This is a genomic window from Blastococcus sp. SYSU D00922 (assembly GCF_054050495.1).
In genome coordinates this window covers 398,481-422,166 of sequence record NZ_JBJGZL010000002.1, presented here as the reverse complement: position 1 = coordinate 422,166, position 23,686 = coordinate 398,481, and the positions used below count along the sequence as shown (strand labels likewise).

The window sequence follows — 23,686 nt, the reverse complement described above, 5'->3', positions numbered from 1 at the left end:
AGGTGGCCCTGGAGCGCAGTGAATTGCTGGCCGCTCCGGTCCCGGGTGCGGTGGAGGGCGTCCTCGGCGACGTCCTCCACCGCGCCGCCCGGGAGGCGCCGGACGACCTGCTGCTGAGCACGCCCGCCTCCGGCGAGACCTGGACGGCGGCGGAGCTGCTCGCCGAGGCCCGGGCGGTCGCCGGTGGTCTGCTCCGCGACCTCGAGCCGGGCTCCCGCATCGCCACCTGCCTGGGCAACGGCCCCGAGCCGGTGCTGCTCCAGCTGGGCGTGGCGCTGGCCGGGATGACCCTCGTCCCGATCAACCCGCGGTCCCGCCCGGCGGAGCTCGAGCACGCGCTGCGGTTGTCGGGGGCGGTGCGCCTGTACGCCGCCGACGACGTGGCCGGCAACCCGGTCGCCGACCTCGCGACCGCCGCTCTCGACCGGCTCCCGGCGCTGCGCGAGGTCCGGCGGTGCGGCGAGGACGGGCGCGCCTCGATCGACCTCGTCGAGCCTCCCGACCTGCCCCCGGTCAACCCGGAGAGCCTCGCCCAGGTGCAGTTCACCTCGGGCACCACGGGGAGGGCCAAGGGCGTCCGGATCACCCACGCCGGCATGGTCGCCACCGGCCGTGCGTTCGCCGAGCGGCTCGGTCGGCTCGCCGGGCGGGTGTGGGTCAACCCCATGCCGCTCTTCCACACCGCCGGGAACGTGCTCGGCGTGGTGGGCGCGCTGTCGGCGCAGGCCGAGCACGTCGTGCTGCCCTTCGCGCCCGCGCCGGTGCTGCGGGCCATGGCCGAGCGGCGGGCCACCCTGCTCTCGGCGGCGCCCACGCTGCTCGACCTGCTGGCGGCCCACCCCGACCTGCCGGCGACCGACCTGTCCGCCCTGCGGGTCCTCTTCACCGGCGGCATGACCGTCACGCCCGCCTTCGTGGACCGCGTCGAGTCGCTGTTCGGCGCCCGGCTCTCGATCACGTTCGGCATGACCGAGACCTGCGGCGCCGTGCTCCAGACCGCGCCGACCGATCCCGACCCGATCCGCCGGGAGACGGTGGGTGCGCCGCTGGCCGGGACGGACGTGCGCATCGCGGGCCCTGACGGCGCGGCGGTCGTCCCCGGGACGGCGGGGGAGCTGTGGGTCCGGGGAGCACGGATCACCCGCGGCTACCTGGACGACCCGGCCGCGACGGCGGAGGCCATCGACACCGACGGCTGGCTGCACACCGGTGACCTCGCCGAGATGGATGCCGACGGCGCCTGCCGCGTCGTCGGGCGCATCAAGGACATGATCAAGACGGGCGGCGAGAACGTGTCGCCGGTGGAGGTCGAGGAACTGCTCGTCGCGCACCCCGACGTCGAGCGCGCCGCCGTCGTGGGCGTGCCCGACGAGCGCTGGGGCGAGCTCGTCGTCGCCTTCGTCGTCCCCGCTCCCGGACGCGACCCGGAGCCGGCGGACCTCACCGACTTCTGCCGGCAGGGCCTGTCGCCCTTCAAGGTGCCGCGACTGTGGCGCGTCGTCGACGACCTGCCGATGACCGCTTCGGCCAAGGTGCAGCGCGCCGAGCTGCGCCGGATCGCGGCGCAGGACCTGGCGCCGCGCTGAACCCGGCCGGCGGGCATCCTGGTCTCCGGCTGCGACAGCAGGACATCGATCGCGGTGACGCGGTCAGGACGAAGGAGGACGACGTGGCACTGCTCGACGACGGCGCCTGGCAGGGCAAGGTCTGGACCGGCGCGTGGACCGACGGCGCCGGCGGCACGTACGACGCGGTGGAGCCGGCGACCGGCGACGTGATCGGCGCGGTGGGCAAGGCGACCCCGGAGGACGTGCACGAGGCCGCCGTCCGCGCGGTGGAGGCGCAGAAGGCGTGGGCGGCGCTGCCGTTCGAGCAGCGCGCGACGGTGCTGCGCAAGGCCGGCGACGTCCTGGCGGCGCACGCGGACGAGATCAAGGGCTGGCTGGCCCGCGAGTCCGGCGCCATCCAGCCGTTCGGCGACTTCCAGGTGCACACGTCGGCGCAGGAGTGCTACGAGGCCTCCGCGCTGCCGTCGCACCCGTACGGCGAGCTGCTGCGCACCGGCTCGCCGCGGCTGTCCTTCGCCCGCCGCCTGCCCGCCGGCGTCGTCGGCGTCATCGCGCCGTTCAACGTGCCGACCATCCTGGCCATCCGCGCGGTGGCCCCGGCGCTGGCGCTGGGCAACGCGGTCATCCTCAAGCCCGACCCGCGCACCGCGATCAGCGGCGGCGCGATGTTCGCGCGCGTCTTCGAGGAGGCGGGGCTGCCCGCCGGGGTGCTCCAGGTCCTGCCCGGTGGGGCTGACGTCGGCGAGGCGCTCGTCGTCGAGCCCGCCGTCCGGGTCATCGCCTTCACCGGGTCGACGCGCGCGGGGCGGGCCGTCGGCGCACTGGCCGGCCAGCACCTCAAGCGGGCGCACCTGGAGCTGGGCGGCAACTCCGCCTTGATCGTGCTCGGCGACGTCGACGTCACCGCCGCCGCGTCGGTGGGCGCGTGGGGCACGTTCGCGCACCAGGGCCAGATCTGCATGGCGACGTCCCGGCACCTGGTGCACGAGTCGATCGCCGAGGAGTACACGCAGATCCTCACCGAGAAGGTGGAGAAGCTGCCGGTCGGCGACCCGTTCCGCGACCACGTGGCGCTCGGGCCGCTGATCGACGCCGGCCAGCGCGACCGCGTGCACGGGTTGGTCACCGCCTCGGTCGAGGGCGGGGCGACGGTGCGCACCGGCGGCACCTACGAGGGGCTGTTCTACCGGCCGACCGTGCTGGGCGACGTCCCGGTCGAGGCGCCGGCCTACCAGGAGGAGATCTTCGGCCCCGTCGCTCCGGTGACCCCGTTCTCGTCGCTGGACGAGGTGGCCGAGCTGGCCGCGGGCACCGAGTACGGGCTGTCGCTCGGCATCCTGACCCGGGACGTCTACGCCGGCCTGCAGCTGGCCGAGCGGATCCCGTCCGGGCTGGTGCACATCAACGACCAGACGGTCAACGACGAGGCCGTCGCCCCGTTCGGCGGCGTGGGCGCGTCGGGCACCGGGTCCCGGCACGGCGGCCCGATGGCCAACATCGAGGCGTTCACCGAGACCCAGTGGGTCACCCTCCGCGGCGACCTCCCGGCCTACCCCTTCTGACCCGGGGCCCGACTGTCGGGTTGCTGTCGTCACAGCGAGCGGATGACGACAGCAACCCGACACCGGGCGAGCCTGTGGACGCCGGTCACGGGACTCCGCCGGACTTCGGCACGCTGCGCCGGTGTCCCGTCCCCCTCGCCGCCCCGCCGCCCTGCGCGGTCGGGTGTTCCGCGGCTCGTCCGTGGTCGCCGCGGGCACGACCACCTGGGGCGAGCTCCGGGGTCCGGGGTTCCAGCGGTTGTTCCGCGACGTCTACGCCTGCGCCGACGTGGTCGTCAGCCACCGCCTCCGTGCTGTGGCGGCGGCTCGACTGCTCGTGCCGGGCGCGGTGGTCAGCGGCTGGAGCGCCCTCGCGTTGTGGGGCCTGCCGCCCGAGCCCGACCCGGACGTCGAGCTCACCGTGGCTCCTGGGTCGGCCGTCTCCCGGGTCACCGGGATCCGGGTCCGTCGTCGGGCCCTCGACGCGGCGGACGTGACCGTGCGCGGTGTGCCGCTGACGACCGTCGAATGCGCCGCCCTCGACGTCGCCCGGCACATCGAGCGTGATGACGCCGTCGTGCTGCTCGACCGGCTCGTCGACGGACGCCTGACAGATCTCCGGCGGTTGCGCGATGCCGCAGCGGATCTGGCAGGAGCGGGCTGCCGGCGTGCCCGTGAGGCCGTCGCACTGGCGGACGGCCTCGCCGGCTCACCCCAGGAGACCCGGCTCCGGCTGCTGCTGCATCGTTCCGGGCTGCCGCGGCCCGTCGCACAGCACGTCGTGCGGGACGCCGACGGCTTCGTCGGCCGCGTGGACTTCGCCTGGCCGGAGCAGCGGGTGATCGTCGAGTACGAGGGCCGGTGGCACGGCGACGAGCCCCAGCAGGTCGCCAAGGACAGGCGCCGGCTCAACCGCCTCAGCGCGGCCGGCTGGACCGTCGTCTACGTGACGGCGGAGGACCTGCGCCGGCCAGGTGCCCTGCTCGCCCGCCTGGCCACGCTGCTGCGCCCGTGAGTGTCGGGTTCCTGCGGTCACACGGCGCGGATGACGACAGGAACCCGACAGTCGGCGGCGGGAAGGCGTCAGACGGTGGCGGGGAGGGGCATCTCGCGCAGGTCGTCGGCCACGGTGAGCGGCGCCCCCGTGGCGGCCACGACCTCGTCCGCGGTGACGCCGGGCGCCGTCTCGAGGAGGACCAGCCCCTTCTCGGTCACGTCGATGACGGCGAGGTCGGTGATGATCCGGTCGACGCACGCCTTGCCGGTGAGCGGCAGCGTGCACTCCTCGACGATCTTCGGTGACCCGTCGCGGGCGACGTGCTCCATCATGATGATCACGCGCCGCGCGCCGTGGACGAGGTCCATGGCGCCGCCCATGCCGTTGACCATCTTCCCGGGGATCAGCCAGTTGGCCAGGTCGCCGCGGGTGTTCACCTGCATGGCCCCCAGGATCGCGACGTCCAGGTGCTTGCCGCGGATCATCCCGAACGACTCCGACGAGTCGAAGAAGCTCGCGCCCGGCAGGAGCGTGACGGTCTCCTTGCCGGCGTTGATCAGGTCCGGGTCCTCCTCGCCGTCGAACGGGTAGGGGCCGACGCCGAGGATCCCGTTCTCGGAGTGCAGGACGACGTGGACGCCGTCGGGCACGTAGTTCGGCACCAGGGTCGGCATCCCGATCCCCAGGTTGACGTACTGGCCGTCCTCCAGCTCGAGGGCGACGCGGGCGGCGAGCTGCTCGCGGTTGAGGGACATCAGGCGGTGGCCTCCTCGCCGGCGGCGGCCGGGGTGTCGGAGCGGTCGCTGCGGGGGCGGGTGGTGCGCTTCTCGATCGGCTTGCGGTCGCCGCCCACCACGACGACGCGGTCGACGTAGACCCCGGGGAGGTGGACGTGCTCGGGGGTCAGGTCGCCGGGCTCCACCAGCTGCTCGACCTCGGCGATCGTGATCCGGCCGGCCATCCCGGCGAGCGGGTTGAAGTTCCGGGCGGACTCGTGGAAGTACAGGTTGCCGTGCCGGTCGCCCATGAGGGCGTGCACGAGGCCGAAGTCGGCGGTCAGCGCGGTCTCCAGGACGTACTGCTGGCCGTCGAACTCCCGGACCTCCTTGGGCCGGCTGGTCTCCACGACGTTCCCGTCGGCGTCGTACCGGACGGGGATGCCACCGTCGGCGACCAGCGTGCCGACGCCGGTGGGCGTGTAGAACGCCGGGATGCCGGCGCCGCCGGCGCGCAACCGCTCGGCGAGCGTGCCCTGCGGCGTGAGCTCGACCTCCAGCTGCCCGGAGAGGTACAGGCGGGCCAGCTCCTTGTTGCCGCCGACGAACGAGCTGATCGTCTTGCGGATCCGGCCGGCGTACAGCAGCACGCCGAGCGCCGCGTCGTCCACGCCGCAGTTGTTGGAGATGGTGGTGAGGTCACCGGTGCCCTGCTCCAGCAGCGCGTCGATCAGCGCGAAGGGGACCCCGCAGAGGCCGAACCCCCCGACGGCGAGCGTCGCGCCGTCGGAGATGTCCGCGACGGCCTCCCTGGTGGTGGCCACGACTTTGTCCAACACGAGCTCCCATCGATCCGGGCTGCGGGGACCCAGTATCCATTCCGACCACCTCGGCTCCGAGGTGCGGCATCCACTGGGTGGAATGGGCGGTGCGCACACCCGGCCGGGAACTCGCCACCCCGGAGGTCCGTTGCGCGGGCATGGAGCTGACCTGTCCGAAGTGCCACGGGACCATGCGCACCTACGAGCGCAACGGCGTGCACGTGGACCAGTGCACCGACTGCCGGGGGATCTTCCTCGACCGCGGGGAGCTGGACCGGCTGATCGACGCGGAGAACAGCTGGCACGGCGGGCACGCGGACCAGGCCCGCCGGCCCGAGGAGCACCGGTCGTCCGGTCACCCGCAGGGCGCCGCCGCGAGCGCCGGGCTGGGCGGGGTGGTGGGGGAGGTGCTCCGGCAGGTGCAGGGCACCAAGCACTCGTCGCACTCGTCGACCCACCGGCGCAAGAAGGAGTCGTTCCTCGGCGACCTCTTCGGCTGACCGGGCGCCGGGCTCAGCCCAGGCGGACGGTGAGCCGGACGCGCGCGCCCTCGTCGTCGGCGGTGAGGTCGACGTGGTCGCACAGCTGCCGGGCCAGCCACAGGCCCATGCCGCCGCGGGACAGGTCCTCGCCGTGCGCCGGGCCGTACCCGGCGAAGGGGTCGGTGAGCCCCGGGCCCCGGTCGTCGATCGAGCACACGATGCGGTCGTCGGCGACCCACAGCCGCAGGCCCACCGGCGGCTTGCCGTGGCGGACGGCGTTGGAGGTCATCTCGTCGACGGCGAGGAGGTAGTCCTCGATCAGGTCCCGCGGCGCGTCCACCGTCGCCAGCTCGGCGGCGACGGCGTGCCGCAGCCCGATGTAGTCCTCGACGTCGCGGGCCCACAGCCGGGGCGGGCTCGCCTCCAGCGGGTCCACCGGCACGGGCAGTTCCGCGAGGTACCGCGCGGGGGGCACGAACCCGGGGTTGGCGGAGCGCCCCTCCGGAGTCACGAGGGCGGTGTGCGTGCGCCGCGCGGACTCCAGGATGGGCTCGGGGAGGGTCTGGGTGTCGAACACGCACAGCCCCCACAGCGGCCAGTCCGCCAGCGCCTTGTTGATCACCGCCTCGTAGCGCATCCACTCCAGCCAGTCGCGCTCGCTCTGCCCGTAGTCGACCTCGCCGACCACGCGGACGCGGCGGGCCCCTCCACCGGAGCGCTCGTCGGCGACCCGCCGGAAGGTGGTGATCGCCGTCGGCGTGCGGGCGCGGTAGACGTCGCCGCGCTCCAGGATGTGCACGCGGGGGTCGCCACCCAGGGCGTCCCGGATCGCCGACGAGGTCTCCTCCCCGGCCGCCACCACCGCGGCGTCGCCGGCCGCGAGCCCCTCGAGCAGGAAGGGCACCGCGACGTCGACCAGCTGCGCCCGGTCGTCGTAGAGCAGGGCGTCGTGGACGTAGCTGCGCCGGGTGTGCAGGTGGTCGGGGACGTGCGCCGTCCCCTCCGTCCCGCTCCCGGTCATCGGTCACCCCGCTGATGTCAGGTTGCCACCCGACATCGGGGGCTTGCGCGTCCCACGGTAGGCCAGATGCCGCTGGGGGGCCGGATGTCGGCGCGGCGACCTCGGCCACGGGCGCTCTCGCCGGTGCCGGCGCGACGCCCGCCGGACGCTCAGGGCGCCTGGACGGCGGCGTCGCGGCCGCGCATCCGCGAGTGCCGGTAGCCGTAGACGGCGTAGATGACCAGGCCCAGTGCCAGCCACGCGAGGAACCGGATCCACGTCTCGATGCTCAGGTTGGCCATCAGGTAGAGACAAGCCAGCGCCGACAGGACCGGGACGACGGGGGAGAAGGGCACGCGGAAGGGCCGGCTGAGGTCCGGCCGGGTGCGGCGCAGGACCGGGACGGCGGCCGACACCAGCACGAAGGCGAACAGGGTGCCGATGCTGACCAGGTTGGCCAGCTCCTCCAGCGGCACGAAGGTCGCCATGACCAGCACCAGCGCGGCGAACAGCAGGGTCATGCGGACCGGTGTCCCGGTGCGCCGGTGGACCTTCGCCACGGCCGGCGGCAGCAGCCCGTCGCGGCCCATGGCGAAGCCGATGCGCGTCATGGTGATCAGGTCGACGAGGATCACCGAGGTCAGCCCCGCGACGGCGGCCAGCGACACCAGGGCCGAGGCCCAGCCGAGCCCGACCTGGTCGAACGCGTCGGCGATCGGCGCCCCCGGGTCGATGTCGGGGTAGTCGACCATGCCGACCAGCACGAACGAGACGCCGATGTACAGCGCGGTGGCCAGGCCGAGGGTGCCGAGCAACCCGAGCGGCAGGTCCCGGCCTGGACGCCGGGTCTCCTCCGAGAGGTTCGCGACCGCCTCGAAGCCGGTGTAGGAGAAGAAGACCACTGCGGCCGCCGTCAGCACACCGCCGATGCCGAACACCGCCGGCTCCAGGCCGAACACCGCGGAGATGAGCGGCTGGTCGATGCCCCCGCCGGTGTCGCTCGGCTCGCCCGGCGGGACGAACGGGGTGAGGTTGGCGCCCCGCACGAACCAGGCGCCCGCGACGATCACGAACACGCAGATGGCCACCTTGATCACCACGAGCGCGCTGGTCACCCGCGCGGACTCACGGATGCCCAGGGCCGCCACCACGGTCAGCACGACGACGATGAGCGCCGCGCCCACGTTGATCGTCGTCTCCTCCCCGAACAGCGACGGCGGGAGGTCGAGCAGGTTGCCCACGTACCCCGACCACCCGCGCGCGACGACGGCCGCCCCGAGCGCGAACTCGAGGAACAGGTCCCAGCCGATGATCCAGGCGATCAGCTCGCCCACGGTCGCGTAGGCGTAGGAGTAGGCGCTGCCCGCCGTCGGCACGCTGGAGGCGAGCTCGGCGTAGCAGAGCGCGGCCAGCAGGGCGACCACGCCGGCCACGGCGAAGGAGATGACCACCGCCGGGCCGGCGGTGTCGCGGGCCTGGATGCCGGTGAGCGTGAAGATGCCGGTGCCGATGACGACGCCGATCCCCATGCCGACGAGGTGGCGGGCGCTGAGGTTGCGACGCAGCCGGCCGACGTCGCCGGCGGCTCCCTCGCCCGCGGCGTCCTCACCGATGTGCTCGACCGACTTGGTACGGAACAGGTCCACCGCGGGGACGCTAGGACCCATCGCGGCCCGCCGCCTGCCGAGGAGCGGTGGGCTGCGGCACAGCGGTTTCACGAGGGCGTCGGCGGGCAGGGGAGAGCCGACGCGCGGGAGCACCACCGATGGGAGAGAACCCATGGCCATCGCCACGATCAACCCGGCCACCGGCGAGACGCTGAAGACCTACGAGCCGCTGTCCGACGACGCGCTCGAGGACAAGCTGGCCCGGGCGGCCGCCGCGGCCGCGACCTACCGGCGCACGTCCCCGGAGGAGCGGGCGGGCTGGCTGAGCGCCGCGGCCGGCGTTCTCGACGAGGACGCCGACGCCGTCGCCGAGCTGATGACGACGGAGATGGGCAAGACGCTGGCCTCGGCGAAGGCCGAGGTGGCCAAGTGCGCGAAGGCGCTGCGCTGGTACGCCGAGCACGGTCCGGCGCTGCTGGAGCCCGAGCAGAAGGACGCGGGCGCGGTGAAGGCGGAGAAGGCCTACGTCGTCCACCAGCCGATCGGCGTCGTCCTGGCGATCATGCCGTGGAACTTCCCGCTCTGGCAGGCCATGCGGTTCGCCGCCCCGGCCCTGATGGCCGGCAACGTCGGCCTGCTCAAGCACGCCAGCAACGTGCCGCAGACGGCGCTCTACCTGGAGGAGCTGTTCCGCAAGGCCGGCTTCCCCGACGACGTGTTCCAGACCCTGCTGGTCGGCTCGTCCACGATCGAGAAGGTGCTCCGCGACGACCGGGTCGCCGCCGCGACGCTCACCGGCAGCGCCCCCGCCGGGCAGTCGGTCGGCTCCATCGCCGGCGACGCGCTGAAGAAGACGGTCCTGGAGCTGGGCGGCAGCGATCCGTTCATCGTCATGCCGTCGGCGAACCTGGAGAAGGCCGCGGAGGTCGCGGTCACCGCGCGGAACCAGAACAACGGGCAGAGCTGCATCGCGGCCAAGCGCTTCTTCGTGCACCGCGACGTGGCCGAGGAGTTCACCCGGCTGTTCGCCGAGAAGATCGGCGCCCTCACGGTCGGCGACCCGATGGCCGAGGACACCCAGGTCGGCCCGCTGGCCACCGAGTCCGGCCGGGACGACGTCGAGAAGTACGTCGACGACGCCGTCGCCAAGGGCGCCACGGTGCTGGTCGGCGGCAAGCGGGTGGACCGGCCCGGCTGGTTCTACGAGCCGACGCTCCTGACCGGGATCACCCCCGAGATGGACCTCTACTTCGAGGAGGTCTTCGGCCCGGTCGCCGCGCTGTGGACCGTCGACTCGCTGGGCGAGGCGATCGAGATCGCCAACAGCCACCCGTACGGCCTCGGCGCGAACCTCTGGAGCGAGGACGGGGACGAGCGGGCGCAGTTCATCGCCGACGTCGCCTCCGGCATGGCGTTCGTCAACGGGATGGTGACGAGCTACCCCGAGCTGCCCTTCGGCGGCGTGAAGCAGAGCGGCTACGGCCGCGAGCTCACCGAGTTGGGCATGCGGGAGTTCATGAACGCCAAGACCGTCTGGATCGGCCCGCCCAGCAGCGAGCAGTCCGACGGCGACACGGCGGGCGCCGCCTCCGAGTGAGCCGGCCGGCGCGCGGGGGGCTGTCGCCCGCGCGCCGCGGCGACCAGACTCGGCCGCGTGCCGGGATCAGTGCAGTCGGGACCGCCAGTCGGCGGGCACCCGACCGCGCGGGCCGGGCGCCGGCTGGTCGAGCGGGTGGTGCTGCGGGGGCGCCAGGGCCACGCCGACCACGGGCTGCTCGGTCGAGAAGTCCCAGAACCAGTCCTCACCGGGCTCGAAGCTGCGGATCACCGGGTGCCCGGAGGCCGCGGCGTGCGCCCGTGCGTGCTGGTTCGGGGAGGAGTCGCAGCACCCGACGTGCCCGCAGCGTGCGCACCGGCGGAGGTGGAACCACCAGCCGCCGGCCTGCTCGCACTCCATGCACCCGGTGCCCGAGGGCGGCACCGCGGGGTCGATCTCCTGGCCGGTCATCCGCACGCTCCGAGCTGAACCGAAGGGACGCGTTCACAAGTGGAACCTGGGATCTACGGTACGGACGGCACCGACCCCGAGGAAGCCTCCGGGCTGCTCGAGGCCGAGGACACCCTCGACGACCCCCGCGGGGTCCGGGACGTCCTCGACACCGGCTGGTCGCCCCCGGAGCGCCCCTGGGGGGTCGACGACTGGGGGACGACGGAGTCGGAGGAGCTCGCCGGCGAGAGCCTGGACGGGCGCCTGGCGCGCGAGCTGCCCGACCGGTTCGACGACGACGGCGACGGCCTGGGCGACAGCTCGGACACCGACGGCGAGCTGATCGACGACGAGGTCGGGGACGTGCGGGCCGGCCGGCTGGTCGACTCCGACGACGGCGGCGCCGACGACACCGACGACGAGCTGTGGGCCCGCGACGCGGGCATCGACGGGGCGGCGGCGTCGGCCGAGGAGGCGTCGGTGCACGTCGTCCGGGACCGCGACCTCTGAGAAGGGTGCGTGCGCGGTCTCCGCGCGACTAGCGTTGTGCGGGCCACGAGCCGACCGTGGCCGGACAGGAGTCGCTCCATGGGCAAGCCGGTCATCCTGAGCGTGGACGACGACCCCGGTGTCTCCCGCGCGGTCGCCCGCGACCTCCGGCGGAAGTACGGCGAGGACCACCGGGTGCTGCGGGCGTCCTCGGCCGCGGAGGGGCTCGAGGCGCTGCGCGAGCTGAAGCTGCGGGGCGACCCGGTGGCCGTGCTGCTGGCGGACTACCGGATGCCGGAGATGAACGGCATCGACTTCCTCGAGATGGCGATGGACCTGTTCCCCCGTGCCCGGCGCGCGCTGCTCACCGCCTACGCGGACACCGACGCCGCCATCTCGGCGATCAACGTCGTCGACGTGGACGCCTACCTGCTCAAGCCGTGGGACCCGCCGGAGGAGAAGCTCTACCCGACGGTCGACGCCATGCTCAAGGCCTGGCGGGAGGCGCCCGACCCGGAGGTCGAGGGCGTCAAGATCGTCGGCCACCGCTGGTCGGCGCCGTCCTTCCGGGCACGCGACCTGCTCGCCCGCAACGCCGTGCCCTACACCTGGTTCACCGTGGACGAGCCGGAGGGGCAGCGGATCCTGGCGGCCGCCGGCGCCGGGCCCGAGGACATCCCGGTCGTGGTCACGCCGGACGCGCAGGTGCTGCTGCACCCGAGCGAGTCCGAGCTCGCCGCCGTCGCCGGGCTCGCCGTCGACCCGCGCGAGGTGTTCTACGACCTGATCGTCGTCGGCGGCGGGCCGGCGGGGCTGGGGGCCGCCGTGTACGGGGCGTCCGAGGGGCTGCGGACCGTCCTCGTCGAGCGCGAGGCGACCGGCGGGCAGGCGGGGCAGAGCAGCCGCATCGAGAACTACCTCGGCTTCCCCGACGGCGTCTCCGGAGGCCAGCTCGCCGAGCGCGCCCGCCGCCAGGCGGTGAAGTTCGGCGCGGAGCTGCTGCTGACCCGCGACGTCGTCGCGCTCGAGACGCACGGGCCCAAGCGGGTCGTCCGCCTCGACGACGGCCGGGTGCTGGCCGCCCACGCCGTCGTCCTCGCCACCGGCATCTCCTACCGCAGCCTCGGGGTGCAGGGCATCGACGAGCTGACCGGCCGCGGTGTCTACTACGGATCGGCGATGACCGAGGCGGTGGAGTGCGCCGACCGGGACATCTACGTGGTCGGCGGGGCGAACTCCGCGGGCCAGGCCGCCGTCTACCTGTCGCGCTTCGCGCGGTCGGTGTGCCTCCTGATCAGGGGCGGCTCGCTCGACGTCTCGATGTCGTCCTACCTGATCGAGCAGATCGCCGGGATCGAGAACATCTCCGTGCGCAGCTGCTGCACCGTCGTGGGCGCGCAGGGCGACGGCCACCTGGAGGCGATCACCGTCCAGGACGCGAACACCGGCGAGCGGGAGACGCTGCCGGCCAGCCACCTGTTCGTCTTCATCGGCGGCGCGCCGCGCACGGACTGGCTGGACGGGGCTGTCGCCCGCGACGAGCACGGCTTCATCCGGACCGGTCCGGCCCTGCTGAGCGACGGCCGGCGACCGGAGGGCTGGGGACCCGACCGCGATCCCTACCTGCTGGAGGCGAGCCTGCCCGGCGTCTTCGTCGCCGGGGACGTCCGCTGCGACTCGGTCAAACGGGTGGCCTCCGCCGTGGGCGAGGGCGCCATGGCGGTCACCCTCGTGCACCGGTACCTGGGGGAGCGATGACGACGACGGAGCAGCGGCTGACGCCCGAGGAGCTGCGCGGGCTGTTCCTGTTCGAGCACCTCGACGACGAGAAGCTGGCCTGGGTCTCGGCCAACGGCGACGTCGTCGACTGCCCGGCCGGCACCGAGGTGTCGGTCGAGGGGGAGCCGGCGGAGTGCTTCTTCGTGCTGCTCGACGGCACGATGACGATGGTCCGGCTGGTGGGCGGCAGCGAGGTCGAGACCGTGCGGACGTCGCACCGCGGCGTCTACTCGGGCGCGGTGCAGTTCTACTTCGGCGACCGCCTCGAGCAGCGGTACCCCGCGACCGTCCGGGCGGTCACCGACTGCCGCTTCCTGGCGCTGCCGGCCGGCCCGTTCGCCGCGGTCTTCCGGCAGTGGTACCCGATGGCGGTGCACCTGCTCGAGGGCATGTTCGTCGGGCAGCGGAACTCCGCCGAGCTCGTCGGCCAGCGGGAGCGGCTGCTGGCGCTGGGCAAGCTGACCGCGGGCCTCACCCACGAGCTGAACAACCCGGCCGCCGCCGCCGCCCGCGCGGCCGACGCGCTGCGCGACCGGTTCGCCGGCATGCGGCACAAGCTGGCGATGCTGTCCGAGGGCAAGCTCGACGGCGAGGTGCTGCGCTCGCTGACCGGGCTGCAGGAGGAGTTCGTCGGCCGGGTCGGGACGGCCCGCGAGCTGTCCACGCTGGAGCGGTCGGACCTCGAGGACGGCCTGGGGGAGTGGCTCGAGGACCACGACGTGCCTCAGCCCTGGGAGCTCGCCGGGGTGTTCGTCGCCGCCGGGCTGGAGCCCGAGGACCTCGACCGCGTGACCGACGCCGTCGGCCCGGACCACCTGGCGCCGGCGCTGCGCTGGCTGGCCTACACGGTGGAGGCCGAGGCGCTGCTGGTGGAGATCGCCGACAGCACGCACCGCATCTCCAGCCTGGTCGACGCGGCCAAGCAGTACTCGCAGATGGACCGGACCCCGCACCAGCCCACCGACCTGCACGCGGGGCTGGACGCCACCCTCGTGATGCTCGGCGGGAAGATCGGGCCCGGGATCACCGTGGTGAAGGACTACGACCGCAGCCTTCCGGAGGTGCCCGCCTACGCCGGCGAGCTGAACCAGGTCTGGACGAACCTCATCGTCAACGCGCTCGACGCCATGGCCGGCGAGGGGAAGCTGACCGTCCGGACCGCCAGGGACGGCGACTGCGCGGTGGTCGAGATCGCCGACACGGGGCCGGGCATCCCGGCCGAGCTGCGGGACCGCGTCTTCGAGCCGTTCTTCACGACCAAGCCGGTCGGGCAGGGCACCGGCCTCGGGCTGGACGTGTCGTGGCGCGTCGTCGTCAAGCGGCACGGCGGTGACCTGCGGGTGACCTCGCGGCCGGGGGACACCCGCTTCCAGGTGCTGCTGCCGCTCACCGAGACCCCGCCGGACTGACCCGAGGACCGCCGCGCTGGGACAGTGGAGGGCGTGTTCGACGTCGACTGGATGGGCCTGCTGACGCGCGAGGTGCTGCGCGAGCGGGCGGCGGACCTCATCGCCGAGACCTGCGCGTGGGCGGTGGGCATGTCCGACCAGCCGCACCACCTCCGCTCGGGCGGGCGCGTCGTCGCGACCGGCCTGACCGTGGGGGAGCGGGCGGCGCACGGGCTGCCGCTCAGCGGTGACGAGGACGGCCGGCTCGACCTCGGCGACGCCCGGCCCGGCAGCTTCCAGGACGCGCTGAACTCCGTGGACGCCGCCGGCACGGTGGCCGCCGACCGGTACGACACCGACGTCCTGCACCCCTTCGTGCACGCGACGTGCGTGGCCGCCGCCGAGCGCGCCCGGCGGACGCGGCCGGACGCCTGGGCCGAGCTGGCCGACGACGTCGGCGAGGACCCGGCCGATCTGGCCGACGTCGTCCGCGCGGGCGGCTGGGAGGGGCCGTTGCGGATCGACGCCGAGCACCTCGTGCTGGCCGCCCTCCGCGACGTGCCGCTGATCGAGGTGGAGGCGGAGGGGCTGCCGCTCTCCCTCGTGCGCGCCGCCGAGGCGGCGACGCGGGAGGCCGCCGCACCGACCGGGCCCGACCGGGCGGATGACGACCTCGCCGGCTCGCTGTTCCTCGCGCGCGCGGCGGTGACGGCGGTCGCGGCGCCGTTGCCCCTCGGTCCGGACGACGCCGAGCCGCTGGTCGAGCAATTGCTGGCCCACGGGCTGGAGGCCGACGAGGTCGTCGCCGTGCTCCCGCACCTGCCGGTGCAGCCGGCGGCGGCAGCCGAGGTGGTCGCGATCATCCGGGCGGCCGGGATCGGCTGACGCCGCCGACCGGGAGGCGACGGCGTCGGCCGGGCGTCACGCCGGTGCGACGACCGCCTTCGTCCATCCGCTCGCGCGCCGGTCGAAGGTCTCGTACGCGTCCAGCACCGAGGGCATGTCCTCGACCTGGGTGAGGACCGTGGACGGGTCGACGGCACCGGTCCGCACCAGGTCGAGGAGGTGCGGGATGTACCGGCGGTGGTTGCAGTTGCCCATCCTCAGGGTCAGGTTCTTGTTCATCGCCGCGCCGATCGGATACGACGTCATCTCCGGCGGGTAGACGCCGATGATCCCGATGGTGCCGGCCTTGGCCACGGCCTCGACCGCCCACTGCGCCGCCTGGCTCGGTGCGTCGCCGGCCACCCAGGTGCCCCCCTGTGGGTTCTGCTCCGGCGCCACCTGCGACCGCTCCTGCTCGAACTGCTCCGCCTGCTCTTCGCCGGCCGCGGCGGCCGGTCCCGACTTCGGGCGCTGGGCGTCCACCCCGACCGCGTCGATGACCCGGTCGGCCCCGATGCCGCCCGTCAGCTCCTGGACGACCGCCACCGGGTCCTCGGCGTTGAAGTCGATCGCCTCCGCGCCGCGGCCACGGGCCTGGTCCAGGCGGCTGCGGATGCCGTCGACCACGAGCACCCGCCCGGCGCCCTGCTGGAAGGCGCTGGTGATCGCGAACTGGCCGACCGGGCCGGCCCCGAGCACGAGGACGGTGTCCCCGTGGCCGACCTCCGCCAGCCGCGCGCCGAACCACGCCGTCGGGTAGATGTCGGACAGCAGGATCGCCTGGTCGTCGGACACCGACTCCGGCAGCCACACGGGGCCGACGTGCGCGAACGGGATCCGTGCGTACTGCGCCTGCAGGCCGTCGACCGGGCCGGTCGCCTGCGGCCCGCCGAAGAAGCAGGTGCCCGCGGACGGCCCGTTCGGGTTCGCGTTGTCGCACTGCGCGTAGTACCCGGCGCGGCAGTACGAGCAGGTGCCGCAGGCGATGGTCGACGGGACGACCACGCGGTCGCCGGGACGCAGGTTGCGCACCCCCGACCCGACCTCGCGGACGACGCCGACCGCCTCGTGACCGAGGACGGTGCCCTCGACCATGCCCGACATGGTCCCCCGCACGAAGTGCAGGTCCGTGCCGCAGATCCCGGTGGCGGTCACCTCGATGATCGCGTCCGTCGGGTCCTGGATCGTCGGGTCCGGGACGTCGTCCAACCGGATGTCCCCCACGCCGTGCCACACGACTGCCTTCACCGCTGCGCTCCGTCCGGGCGCGCACCCGCCGCTCCGGTGTGGCCCTGGGTTGGACGGTGAGGCGGCGTTGCGCGTCGCAACCGCCCTACCCGCCGTCCGGGCGACTAGTCGCCTGTCGTGGCCGCGGTCGTCCGCCGGTCCGACGGCGCGTCAGCTCTTGTTGCCGGGTTCGTTCCTCCGGGTCTCGAAGGTCTTGTGCCCGTTCGGGCAGGGCGGGATCTCGTCCCCCTGCGTGACGTGCACCTTCTCGTCGCAGTGGGCGCAGTAGAAGTCACCGGTCTTCTGCGCCTTCTCGCCCGCGTGCGCGGCCATGTCCACCTCCTGTGGTCGGTGCCGGGACCGTGCCCTACCCCGTCGGCGGTGCGGCACCCGGGGCGGGGCCCTTGGGCCCTGTCCGACCATCGCTGTCCGAGGCCAGCCTGGCGAGGGCCGCCGACGGCGGCCGCCGGTGTTCGGGGGCGCCGGTCCCTCGGACGAAGGACGCCCCCGACATGACCTCCTCCACCGGCACCGCCGCCGACGCCGACCGCGCCCTCAAGGCCCGGCACCGCTCCATGTGGGCCTCCGGGGACTACCCGCGGCTGGCCGCCGACCTGCTGCCCGAGCTGGGCCAGGCGCTCGTGGCCGCCTGCGGCGTCACGAGCGGGGACCGCGTCCTCGACATCGCGGCGGGCTCGGGCAACGTCGCCGTCCCGGCCGCCAGGACGGGGGCGAGCGTCGTGGCCAGCGACCTGACGCCCGAGCTCTTCGAGGCCGGGCGGGCGCGCGCGGCGGCCGAGGGCGTCGAGCTGGAGTGGCGCGAGGCCGACGCCGAGGCGCTGCTGTTCGCCGACGGCGAGTTCGACGTCGTCCTGTCGGCGATCGGCGTCATGTTCGCCCCGCACCACCAGGCGGCAGCCGACGAGCTCGTCCGCGTCTGCCGGCCCGGCGGCCGGATCGGGATCATCAGCTGGACGCCCGAGGGGTTCATCGGCCAGCTGTTCGCCACGATGAAGCCCTACGCTCCGCCGCCGCCTCCCGGCGCGTCGCCGCCGCCGAAGTGGGGCAGCGAGGAGTACGTGCTCGGGCTGCTCGGCGACCGGGTCACCGACGTCGCGACGGAGCGCCGGTTGCTGACGGTCGACCAGTTCGACCGGCCGGAGGACTTCCGCGAGTACTTCAAGGAGGTCTACGGGCCGACGATCGCGGTGTACAAGGCGATCGCGGACGAGCCGGAGCGCGTCGCCGCCCTCGACGCCGAGCTGGCCGACCTCGCCCGGCGCTCCGACCGCGGGCAGGGCAGCACGGTCGTGGACTGGGAGTACCTGCTGCTGACCGCGACGAGGAAGCGGGAGCAGGTCCCCGGCCCGCGGTAGCTCACAGCTCCGCGGCGACCAGCGACTCCAGCGTCAGGTCCGGGTGCTTCTCCTTGAACACCCGCAGCCCCCACTTGTCGCCGAACACGGCGACCAGCTCGCCGTTGGTGCGCTGCAGCACCTCGGCGTTGCGCGCCGTCGCGACCACCGGCGCGGAGGCCTCGTCGGTACGCAGCGCCATGCTGTAGGGGAGCCGCTCGAGCTCGACCGGCGCGCCGAACTCGTGCTCCATGCGGTGCGTGGCGACCTCGAACTGCATCGGCCCGACGACGGCGAGGACCGGGGCCTGCTCGCCACGCCGGTCGGAGCGCAGCACCTGCACGACGCCCTCGGAGTCCAGCTGCTCGATGCCGCGGCGGAACTGCTTGTGCTTGCCCGTGTCCCGGCCGCGGCAGACGGCGAAGTGCTCCGGGGCGAACGTCGTCAGCGGCGGGTAGGTCACCGGCTTGTCGGCGTAGAGCGTGTCGCCGACGCCGAGGGCCGCGGCGTTGACCAGGCCGACCACGTCGCCGGGGTAGGCGAGGTCGATGCTCTCCCGCTCCCGGCCGAACACGTGCTGGGCGTACTTGGTGGCGAACGGCCGCCCGGTGCGCGCGTGGGTGACGACCATGCCGCGCTCGAAGACCCCCGAGCAGATCCTGATGAACGCCAGCCGGTCGCGGTGCGCGGTGTCCATGCCGGCCTGCACCTTGAACACGAAGGCGCTGAACGGGTCGGTCAGCTCGCGCCGGTCGCCGTCGGCCGTGGGCACGCCGGTGGGCGCGGGCGCCTTGCCGACGAGGGTGTCCAGGAGGGCGCCGACGCCGAAGTTCGACACGGCGGAGGCGAACAGGACCGGGGTGGTCACGCCGTCGAGGAACAGGGACTGCTCGTGGTCCTGCCCGCTCGCCTCGAGCAGCTCGACCTCCTCTACGGCCTGCTGCCAGGCGTCGCCCTCGCGGGCCAGCGCTGCCTCGGCCGGCAAGGTCTCCTCGGGCGCGATCGTCGCCCCTCCGGCGGTCCGGGTGAACCGCCGGTAGGTGCCGTCGGACCGGTCCAGGACGCCGCGGAAGTCGCCTGCGATGCCCACCGGCCAGGTCAGCGGGGTGGGGGTCAGGCCGGTGCGCTCGCTGATCTCGTCCATCAGCTCGAGGGCGTCCTTGCCCGGCCGGTCCCACTTGTTGACGACGGTCAGGACCGGGATGCCGCGGTGCCGGCAGACGGCGAACAGCTTCATCGTCTGGGCCTCGAGGCCCTTGGCGGCGTCGATGAGCATCACCGCGGCGTCGACGGCGGTGAGCACGCGGTAGGTGTCCTCGGAGAAGTCCGAGTGGCCCGGGGTGTCGAGCAGGTTGATGACGGCGTCCCCGTACTCGAACTGCAGCGCCGCCGAGGTGATGGAGATGCCGCGGGCCTTCTCCATGTCCATCCAGTCCGACACCGTGCCGCGGCGGCCGGCCTTGCCGTGCACCGCGCCCGCCTGGCCGATGACGCGAGCGTGCAGCGCGAGCGCCTCGGTGAGCGTGGACTTGCCGGCGTCGGGGTGGCTGATGACGGCGAACGTGCGACGGCGGGCCGCCTGCTCGACGACGTCCTTCGCCGTGCCCGCGGGGACCGCGCGCTCCTCGACGGCGCTCACCGGAGCGTCCTCAGGGCAGCACGGGACCGGGGCAGCAGAGCGGGGGACACGCTCCGAGGGTATCCGCGCTCCGGGGTCGGCCCGGGTGCGTGGTCGGTCACGTCGGCGGGTACCGGCGGCCCATGGCGAAGAACAACGACCAGGACGCCCAGCGCGCCGCCGCCCGTCAGGCGAAGCGCGAGGGGATGTCGCCGAGCGAGGCGGGCGTGACCACGGGCGCGTCCAAGCAGAGGGAGCACCGCACCCACGGCGACGACCGGCACGAGCACTCGAGCGCCCAGGGCAAGAGCAAGACCTGAGCGCCGGAGCGGTCAGACCTCGACGACCTCGAAGGTGCGGGTCGGCGAGACGAACTCCTCCTGCGCGGCGACGAGCAGGATCTCGCGGGAGCCGGCGTCCTCGGTCCGCTGCAGCAGGCCGAACACCGACGCCGCGGCACGCCCCAGCGCCTGCTCGGCCGAGCGGGTGTCGAGCCAGTGGGCGAGGAACAGCGCGGCGATCGCGTCGCCGGCGCCGTTGACCGACACGCCCAGCTTCGGCGTGCGCACCCGGAAGTGCCGGCCACCCTCCGAGGCGAGCAGGTCGATCGCGTCGTCGGGGGTGTCGTCGGTGACCAAGGACGTGGTGAGGACGACCCGCGGGCCGAGCGCCTGCACCGCCGCGACGGCGTCCTCGACCTCGTCCAGCGTGCGGGTGGTGCGGCCGGACAGCAGGTCGAGTTCGAAGTGGTTGGGGGTGACGACGTCGGCGGCCGGGACGGCGACCTCGCGCATGAACTCCTCGATGCCCGGCCGGACGAAGATCCCGCGGCCGACGTCGCCGATCACCGGGTCGCAGGCGTACACCGCGCCCGGGTTGGCGGCCCGGACCTTCGCCACCGTCCCGACGACCGCGTGGCCGATGTCGGCCGAGCCGAGGTATCCGGAGAGGACCGCGTCGCACGTGCCGAGGACGCCGCGGTCGGCGATGCCCTCGACGACCTCCTCGATCGACTGCCCGTCGTAGACCCGTCCGGTCCACGCGCCGTAGCCGGTGTGGTTGGAGAACTGCACGGTGTGGATCGGCCACACCTCGATGCCGAGGCGCTGCAGCGGGAAGACCGCCGAGGAGTTGCCGACGTGCCCGTACGCGACGTGCGACTGGATCGAGAGGACGTTCACCACGGGGAAGACGGTAGCCAGGCCGCTTCCGGCGTAGCTGTCCGGGCGCCGTCGCGCGGTGACGCTGCGGTGACGCCGGCCCGGTAGGCCAGCGGCAGAGGCCGCCCGGCCTCGGGGGAACCGCTGCCCTCGCGCAGCCGCACGAACGAGGCGATCCGATGACGCTGGCCACCTACGTAGAGATGCCCACCCCGCGCCGCGCCGCGGACGAGCGGGCCGACGACCTCCTGCCCGCCGAGCTGACCGTCGCGTTCGGCGCCGGCGACGCCGCCGTGCCGGGGTCCGTCCCGCTGCACGAGTTCCTGCGGACCGCCGGGACGCTGACGCTCGCCGAGCGCATGACGATCGTCGGGCAGGCCCTGCTGATGCTCGAGGGCAACTACGTGCACCTGCCCCTGAAGTCGGCGATGCACGCGGTGAACCCGGTCCAGCGGCTGCGCCTGCTGCGCGCCCGTCTGCTCCGGCAGACCGACGCGACGATGGACCCGGAGCGGTCCTTCCACCAGGAGATGTCCGCGATCTTCCACTCGGTGCGCGACCTGCACACCAACTACCTGCTGCCGCAGCCGTTCGCCGGGATGATCGCCTACCTGCCGTTCCAGGTGGAGAAGTGCGCCGACGGCGACCGGACCACCTACATCGTCACCCGCCTCGCCGCGGGCTTCTCCACGCCGACCTTCGACGTGGGCGTGCGGATCACGCACTGGAACGGCATGCCGATCGACCGCGCGGTGGCGGTCAACGCCGACCGGTTCGCCGGGAGCAACACGGCGGCCCGCCTGGCGCGGGGCGTCGACTCGCTGACGGTGCGGTCCCTGCGCCTGCACCTGCCCCCGGAGGAGGAGTGGGTGACCGTGAGCTACCTCGACCGGGACGGCGTCCGCCGGGAGCTGCGGGAGCCGTGGCTGGTCGCCCCGAACGCCCCCGCGATGGCCGACGCCGAGGTGCTCACGGAGGCCGCGGCGTCCATGGGCCTGGACCTGCACGCCGACGAGACGGGGCGTGCCCGGGCGCTGCTGTTCGCCCCGCGCGCCGTGGAGCAGAGCCTCGGCAACGAGGCCATCGAGCTGTCCGCCGAGCCCGCCGCCGTCGGTGCGGACGTGCCGTCGTCGATGCCGCTGGTCTTCCGCGCCCGCAGCGTGCAGACGGCGTCGGGCGTCTTCGGCCACCTGCGGATCTTCACCTTCAACGTGCCGGACCCGGCCGCCTTCGTGGCGGAGTTCGTCCGGCTGGTCGAGCTGCTGCCCCAGGAGGGGCTGATCCTCGACGTCCGCGGCAACGGCGGAGGGCACATCCTCGCGAGCGAGTTCACGCTGCAGACCCTGACCCCGCGAAGGATCACGCCCGAGCCGGTGCAGTTCGTGTGCACGCCGCTGAACCTCGAGATCTGCCGACGGCACAAGGACAACCCGACCAACCAGATCGACCTGGGGCCGTGGTTCCCGTCCATGGACCAGTCGGTCGAGACCGGGTCGATCTACTCGTCGGCGTTCCCGATCACCCCGGAGGACGGCGCCAACTCCGTCGGGCAGAAGTACTTCGGACCGGTCGTGCTGATCACCGACGCCCGCTGCTACTCCGCCACCGACATCTTCTCCGCCGGTTTCCAGGACCACGCCATCGGGCCGGTGCTGGGCGTCGACGACAGCACCGGCGCGGGCGGGGCGAACGTCTGGACGCACGGCCTGCTCAAGGCGCTGCGCGACGTCCCGGTCGACCCGGCCTCGCCCTACCGGCCGCTGCCCAAGCAGGCCGACATGCGCGTCTCGATCCGCCGCACGCTGCGCGTCGGCGCGCTGGCGGGCACCCCGGTCGAGGACCTCGGTGTGCGGGCCGACGTGCGCCACGACATGACCCGCCGCGACGTGCTCGAGGGCAACGTCGACCTGATGGACGCCGCGGGCGCCCTGCTGGCCGACCGGCCGCGCCGGCGGCTGGGCATGACGACGTCGGTCGACGGGTCCGGCGTCCTCACCCTGCAGCTCACGGTGACCGGCATCGACCGGGTCGACGTCTACCTCGACGGCCGGCCGCGCAGCAGCACCGACGTCACCGACGGCGCCACCTCCCTCACCCTCCCGGGCGCGGCGGGGGCGACGGTGGTTCAGGTCCAGGGCTTCGCGGACGGTGAGCTGGTCGCCGCGCGCACGGCCCCGCTCTGACCTCCCGGCCGGAGGGCGGCCACCAGCAGCCCGCCCAGCACCGCGCCGGTCGCGTTGAGCAGCGCGTCGAGGGGTGACACCACGCGTCCCAGCGGCAGCGCCCACTGCAGCAGCTCGATGGAGACGGCGACGGGGAGGGCGGTAGCCGCCAGCCGGACGGGCGTCGCGAGGCGGGGCCAGCGGAGGACGGCGAGGGCGGCGAGCGGGCCGAGCAGGGCCAGGTTCCCGAACAGCTGCAGCATGGCGGTCGGCGAGCCCCAGCCGGACGCGTACCAGTGCAGCTCGGACGACGGCGCGCCCCACGCCCAGCCCGAACCGGTCGGCAGGAGGGTCAGCAGCGCGACGACGGCGACGGCGAGGAGGAGCGCTCCGTCCAGCGCGCGGCGGGCGGGCATCAGGTGGCCCGGCCCGGCACGGTCCACGGGGCCTGCTCGGCGTAGACGGTGAGAGCCGCGGCCCCCAGCGCGTCCACCTCGGCCGCGAGCGACCCGAGCGGGACGGGCACCCCGGAGAGGAGGAGCGAGGTCAGCCGGGCGACGGCCCGCGCCACGCGCCCCTCGCCGTCGAGGCCCTCGGGAGCGGGCACCGACCCGTCGGAGTGCCACGGCTCGCCCACCTCGTCGACCAGGGCCGGCAGCCGGCGGTGCAGGTCGGCGCAGGCCGCGGCCAGCCGCCACCACCGGCCGGACTCGACGCCCGCCATCCCGCCGGCGTCCGCGGTGGCCCAGCGCAGCAGCTGCACGACCTCTGACCAGACGACGTCGGACACCACGCCGCCCACCGCGGTCAGCGGGACGGGGCGCCGGGCCAGCACCAGACGACGGGCGGCCGGGGGGTCGAAGAGCCAGGAGCGGGGGTCGTCGTCCATGCCCCCGCACCCTGC

Annotated in this window: 23 protein-coding genes; 12 read left to right on the top strand and 11 right to left on the bottom strand. The window is 73.9% G+C overall.

The annotated features are described in order from the left end of the window. The first annotated feature begins 2 nt into the window (after positions 1-2). The 3 genes from ACI78T_RS04680 to ACI78T_RS04670 all read left to right on the top strand — a co-directional run bounded on the left by ACI78T_RS04680 (position 3) and on the right by ACI78T_RS04670 (position 4,124). The gene (locus tag ACI78T_RS04680) at positions 3-1,586 is read left to right on the top strand and encodes a class I adenylate-forming enzyme family protein (protein WP_456556912.1); all 1,584 of its coding nucleotides are present in this window, start codon (positions 3-5) and stop codon (positions 1,584-1,586) included. An 83-nt stretch (positions 1,587-1,669) separates the two neighbouring features. After that, positions 1,670-3,130 (top strand): benzaldehyde dehydrogenase, encoded by a 1,461-nt coding sequence (locus tag ACI78T_RS04675; protein ID WP_456556911.1) that lies wholly within the window; start codon positions 1,670-1,672, stop codon positions 3,128-3,130. 121 nt (positions 3,131-3,251) lie between these two features. After that, positions 3,252-4,124, top strand: coding sequence for a DUF559 domain-containing protein (locus tag ACI78T_RS04670; protein ID WP_456556910.1), 873 nt, complete (start codon positions 3,252-3,254; stop codon positions 4,122-4,124). Between the two features lie 68 nt (positions 4,125-4,192). On the opposite strand, the gene ACI78T_RS04665 is transcribed toward ACI78T_RS04670, so the two are convergent. Together ACI78T_RS04665 and ACI78T_RS04660 are read right to left on the bottom strand one after the other, a co-directional pair. Continuing rightward, entirely contained in the window at positions 4,193-4,861 is a 669-nt protein-coding gene (locus ACI78T_RS04665) for a CoA transferase subunit B (protein WP_456556909.1), read from the bottom strand. Next, the gene (locus ACI78T_RS04660) at positions 4,861-5,646 is read right to left on the bottom strand and encodes a CoA transferase subunit A (RefSeq protein ID WP_456556908.1); all 786 of its coding nucleotides are present in this window, start codon (positions 5,644-5,646) and stop codon (positions 4,861-4,863) included. The genes ACI78T_RS04665 and ACI78T_RS04660 overlap by 1 nt, the downstream gene beginning before the upstream one ends. 104 nt (positions 5,647-5,750) lie before the next feature. On the opposite strand from ACI78T_RS04660, the gene ACI78T_RS04655 reads away from it, so the two are divergent. Continuing rightward, positions 5,751-6,143, top strand: a complete 393-nt coding sequence (locus tag ACI78T_RS04655) for a TFIIB-type zinc ribbon-containing protein (protein ID WP_456556907.1) — start codon at positions 5,751-5,753, stop codon at positions 6,141-6,143. A gap of 13 nt (positions 6,144-6,156) precedes the next feature. Here ACI78T_RS04655 and ACI78T_RS04650 read toward each other — a convergent pair whose 3' ends face one another. Both ACI78T_RS04650 and ACI78T_RS04645 read right to left on the bottom strand, forming a co-directional pair. After that, the gene (locus ACI78T_RS04650; protein ID WP_456556906.1) at positions 6,157-7,146 is read right to left on the bottom strand and encodes an anti-sigma factor RsbA family regulatory protein; all 990 of its coding nucleotides are present in this window, start codon (positions 7,144-7,146) and stop codon (positions 6,157-6,159) included. Positions 7,147-7,295: 149 nt separating this feature from the next. Next, entirely contained in the window at positions 7,296-8,771 is a 1,476-nt protein-coding gene (locus tag ACI78T_RS04645) for an amino acid permease (RefSeq protein ID WP_456556905.1), read from the bottom strand. Positions 8,772-8,904: 133 nt separating this feature from the next. On the opposite strand from ACI78T_RS04645, the gene ACI78T_RS04640 reads away from it, so the two are divergent. Next, complete coding sequence (locus tag ACI78T_RS04640; RefSeq protein WP_456556904.1) at positions 8,905-10,329, top strand: NADP-dependent succinic semialdehyde dehydrogenase; 1,425 nt, start codon at positions 8,905-8,907, stop codon at positions 10,327-10,329. A gap of 66 nt (positions 10,330-10,395) precedes the next feature. Here the strand turns inward: ACI78T_RS04640 and ACI78T_RS04635 are convergent, their stop codons facing one another. Next, positions 10,396-10,740, bottom strand: a complete 345-nt coding sequence (locus ACI78T_RS04635) for a UBP-type zinc finger domain-containing protein (protein WP_456556903.1) — start codon at positions 10,738-10,740, stop codon at positions 10,396-10,398. A gap of 39 nt (positions 10,741-10,779) precedes the next feature. Between ACI78T_RS04635 and ACI78T_RS04630 the strand changes: the two genes are divergently transcribed. From ACI78T_RS04630 to ACI78T_RS04615, 4 genes are all read left to right on the top strand, one after another. Beyond that, entirely contained in the window at positions 10,780-11,229 is a 450-nt protein-coding gene (locus ACI78T_RS04630; RefSeq protein WP_456556902.1) for a DUF5709 domain-containing protein, read from the top strand. Between the two features lie 78 nt (positions 11,230-11,307). Next, a complete protein-coding gene (locus ACI78T_RS04625; RefSeq protein ID WP_456556901.1) occupies positions 11,308-12,966 on the top strand; it encodes an FAD-dependent oxidoreductase in 1,659 nt (552 codons plus the stop codon). Next, positions 12,963-14,396 (top strand): ATP-binding protein, encoded by a 1,434-nt coding sequence (locus ACI78T_RS04620; protein WP_456556900.1) that lies wholly within the window; start codon positions 12,963-12,965, stop codon positions 14,394-14,396. The genes ACI78T_RS04625 and ACI78T_RS04620 overlap by 4 nt, the downstream gene beginning before the upstream one ends. 33 nt (positions 14,397-14,429) lie before the next feature. Next, on the top strand, positions 14,430-15,260 hold the full coding sequence (locus ACI78T_RS04615; protein WP_456556899.1) for a hypothetical protein: 831 nt from the start codon (positions 14,430-14,432) through the stop codon (positions 15,258-15,260). A gap of 36 nt (positions 15,261-15,296) precedes the next feature. On the opposite strand, the gene ACI78T_RS04610 is transcribed toward ACI78T_RS04615, so the two are convergent. Next, positions 15,297-16,508 carry a zinc-dependent alcohol dehydrogenase gene (locus ACI78T_RS04610; protein ID WP_456556898.1) on the bottom strand — a complete coding sequence of 404 codons (1,212 nt, stop codon included), beginning with the start codon at positions 16,506-16,508 and terminating at the stop codon, positions 15,297-15,299. A 150-nt stretch (positions 16,509-16,658) separates the two neighbouring features. Next, a complete protein-coding gene (locus ACI78T_RS04605; RefSeq protein ID WP_456556897.1) occupies positions 16,659-16,820 on the bottom strand; it encodes a zinc ribbon-containing protein in 162 nt (53 codons plus the stop codon). Between the two features lie 179 nt (positions 16,821-16,999). Between ACI78T_RS04605 and ACI78T_RS04600 the strand changes: the two genes are divergently transcribed. Next, a complete protein-coding gene (locus ACI78T_RS04600) occupies positions 17,000-17,863 on the top strand; it encodes a class I SAM-dependent methyltransferase (protein ID WP_456556896.1) in 864 nt (287 codons plus the stop codon). A gap of 1 nt (position 17,864) precedes the next feature. Here the strand turns inward: ACI78T_RS04600 and ACI78T_RS04595 are convergent, their stop codons facing one another. Beyond that, entirely contained in the window at positions 17,865-19,481 is a 1,617-nt protein-coding gene (locus ACI78T_RS04595; RefSeq protein ID WP_456556895.1) for a peptide chain release factor 3, read from the bottom strand. Between the two features lie 122 nt (positions 19,482-19,603). Here ACI78T_RS04595 and ACI78T_RS04590 point away from each other — a divergent pair, with 122 nt between their 5' ends. Continuing rightward, a complete protein-coding gene (locus tag ACI78T_RS04590; RefSeq protein ID WP_456556894.1) occupies positions 19,604-19,780 on the top strand; it encodes a hypothetical protein in 177 nt (58 codons plus the stop codon). Between the two features lie 12 nt (positions 19,781-19,792). On the opposite strand, the gene pdxY is transcribed toward ACI78T_RS04590, so the two are convergent. Beyond that, positions 19,793-20,644, bottom strand: coding sequence for a pyridoxal kinase PdxY (pdxY, locus tag ACI78T_RS04585; RefSeq protein ID WP_456556893.1), 852 nt, complete (start codon positions 20,642-20,644; stop codon positions 19,793-19,795). 155 nt (positions 20,645-20,799) lie between these two features. Between pdxY and ACI78T_RS04580 the strand changes: the two genes are divergently transcribed. Beyond that, positions 20,800-22,803: a S41 family peptidase gene (locus ACI78T_RS04580; protein ID WP_456556892.1), complete on the top strand. Its 2,004-nt coding sequence runs from the start codon at positions 20,800-20,802 to the stop codon at positions 22,801-22,803. On the opposite strand, the gene ACI78T_RS04575 is transcribed toward ACI78T_RS04580, so the two are convergent. After that, positions 22,746-23,225, bottom strand: a complete 480-nt coding sequence (locus ACI78T_RS04575; RefSeq protein ID WP_456556891.1) for a VanZ family protein — start codon at positions 23,223-23,225, stop codon at positions 22,746-22,748. The two genes, ACI78T_RS04580 and ACI78T_RS04575, sit on opposite strands and share 58 nt — an antisense overlap. Beyond that, positions 23,198-23,671 carry a hypothetical protein gene (locus ACI78T_RS04570; protein ID WP_456556890.1) on the bottom strand — a complete coding sequence of 158 codons (474 nt, stop codon included), beginning with the start codon at positions 23,669-23,671 and terminating at the stop codon, positions 23,198-23,200. Before ACI78T_RS04570 ends, ACI78T_RS04575 begins: the two co-directional genes overlap by 28 nt. Positions 23,672-23,686 lie beyond the last annotated feature (15 nt).

Bases quoted from the DNA above. Each gene is read 5' to 3' on its own strand.
- ACI78T_RS04665 (WP_456556909.1), bottom strand. From the start codon at position 4,861: ATGTCCCTCAACCGCGAGCAGCTCGCCGCCCGCGTCGCCCTCGAGCTG.
- ACI78T_RS04650 (WP_456556906.1), bottom strand. From the start codon at position 7,146: ATGACCGGGAGCGGGACGGAGGGGACGGCGCACGTCCCCGACCACCTG.
- ACI78T_RS04640 (WP_456556904.1), top strand. From the start codon at position 8,905: ATGGCCATCGCCACGATCAACCCGGCCACCGGCGAGACGCTGAAGACC.
- ACI78T_RS04635 (WP_456556903.1), bottom strand. From the start codon at position 10,740: ATGACCGGCCAGGAGATCGACCCCGCGGTGCCGCCCTCGGGCACCGGG.
- ACI78T_RS04625 (WP_456556901.1), top strand. From the start codon at position 11,308: ATGGGCAAGCCGGTCATCCTGAGCGTGGACGACGACCCCGGTGTCTCC.
- ACI78T_RS04620 (WP_456556900.1), top strand. From the start codon at position 12,963: ATGACGACGACGGAGCAGCGGCTGACGCCCGAGGAGCTGCGCGGGCTG.
- ACI78T_RS04605 (WP_456556897.1), bottom strand. From the start codon at position 16,820: ATGGCCGCGCACGCGGGCGAGAAGGCGCAGAAGACCGGTGACTTCTAC.
- ACI78T_RS04600 (WP_456556896.1), top strand. From the start codon at position 17,000: ATGACCTCCTCCACCGGCACCGCCGCCGACGCCGACCGCGCCCTCAAG.
- ACI78T_RS04590 (WP_456556894.1), top strand. From the start codon at position 19,604: ATGGCGAAGAACAACGACCAGGACGCCCAGCGCGCCGCCGCCCGTCAG.
- ACI78T_RS04580 (WP_456556892.1), top strand. From the start codon at position 20,800: ATGACGCTGGCCACCTACGTAGAGATGCCCACCCCGCGCCGCGCCGCG.
- ACI78T_RS04570 (WP_456556890.1), bottom strand. From the start codon at position 23,671: ATGGACGACGACCCCCGCTCCTGGCTCTTCGACCCCCCGGCCGCCCGT.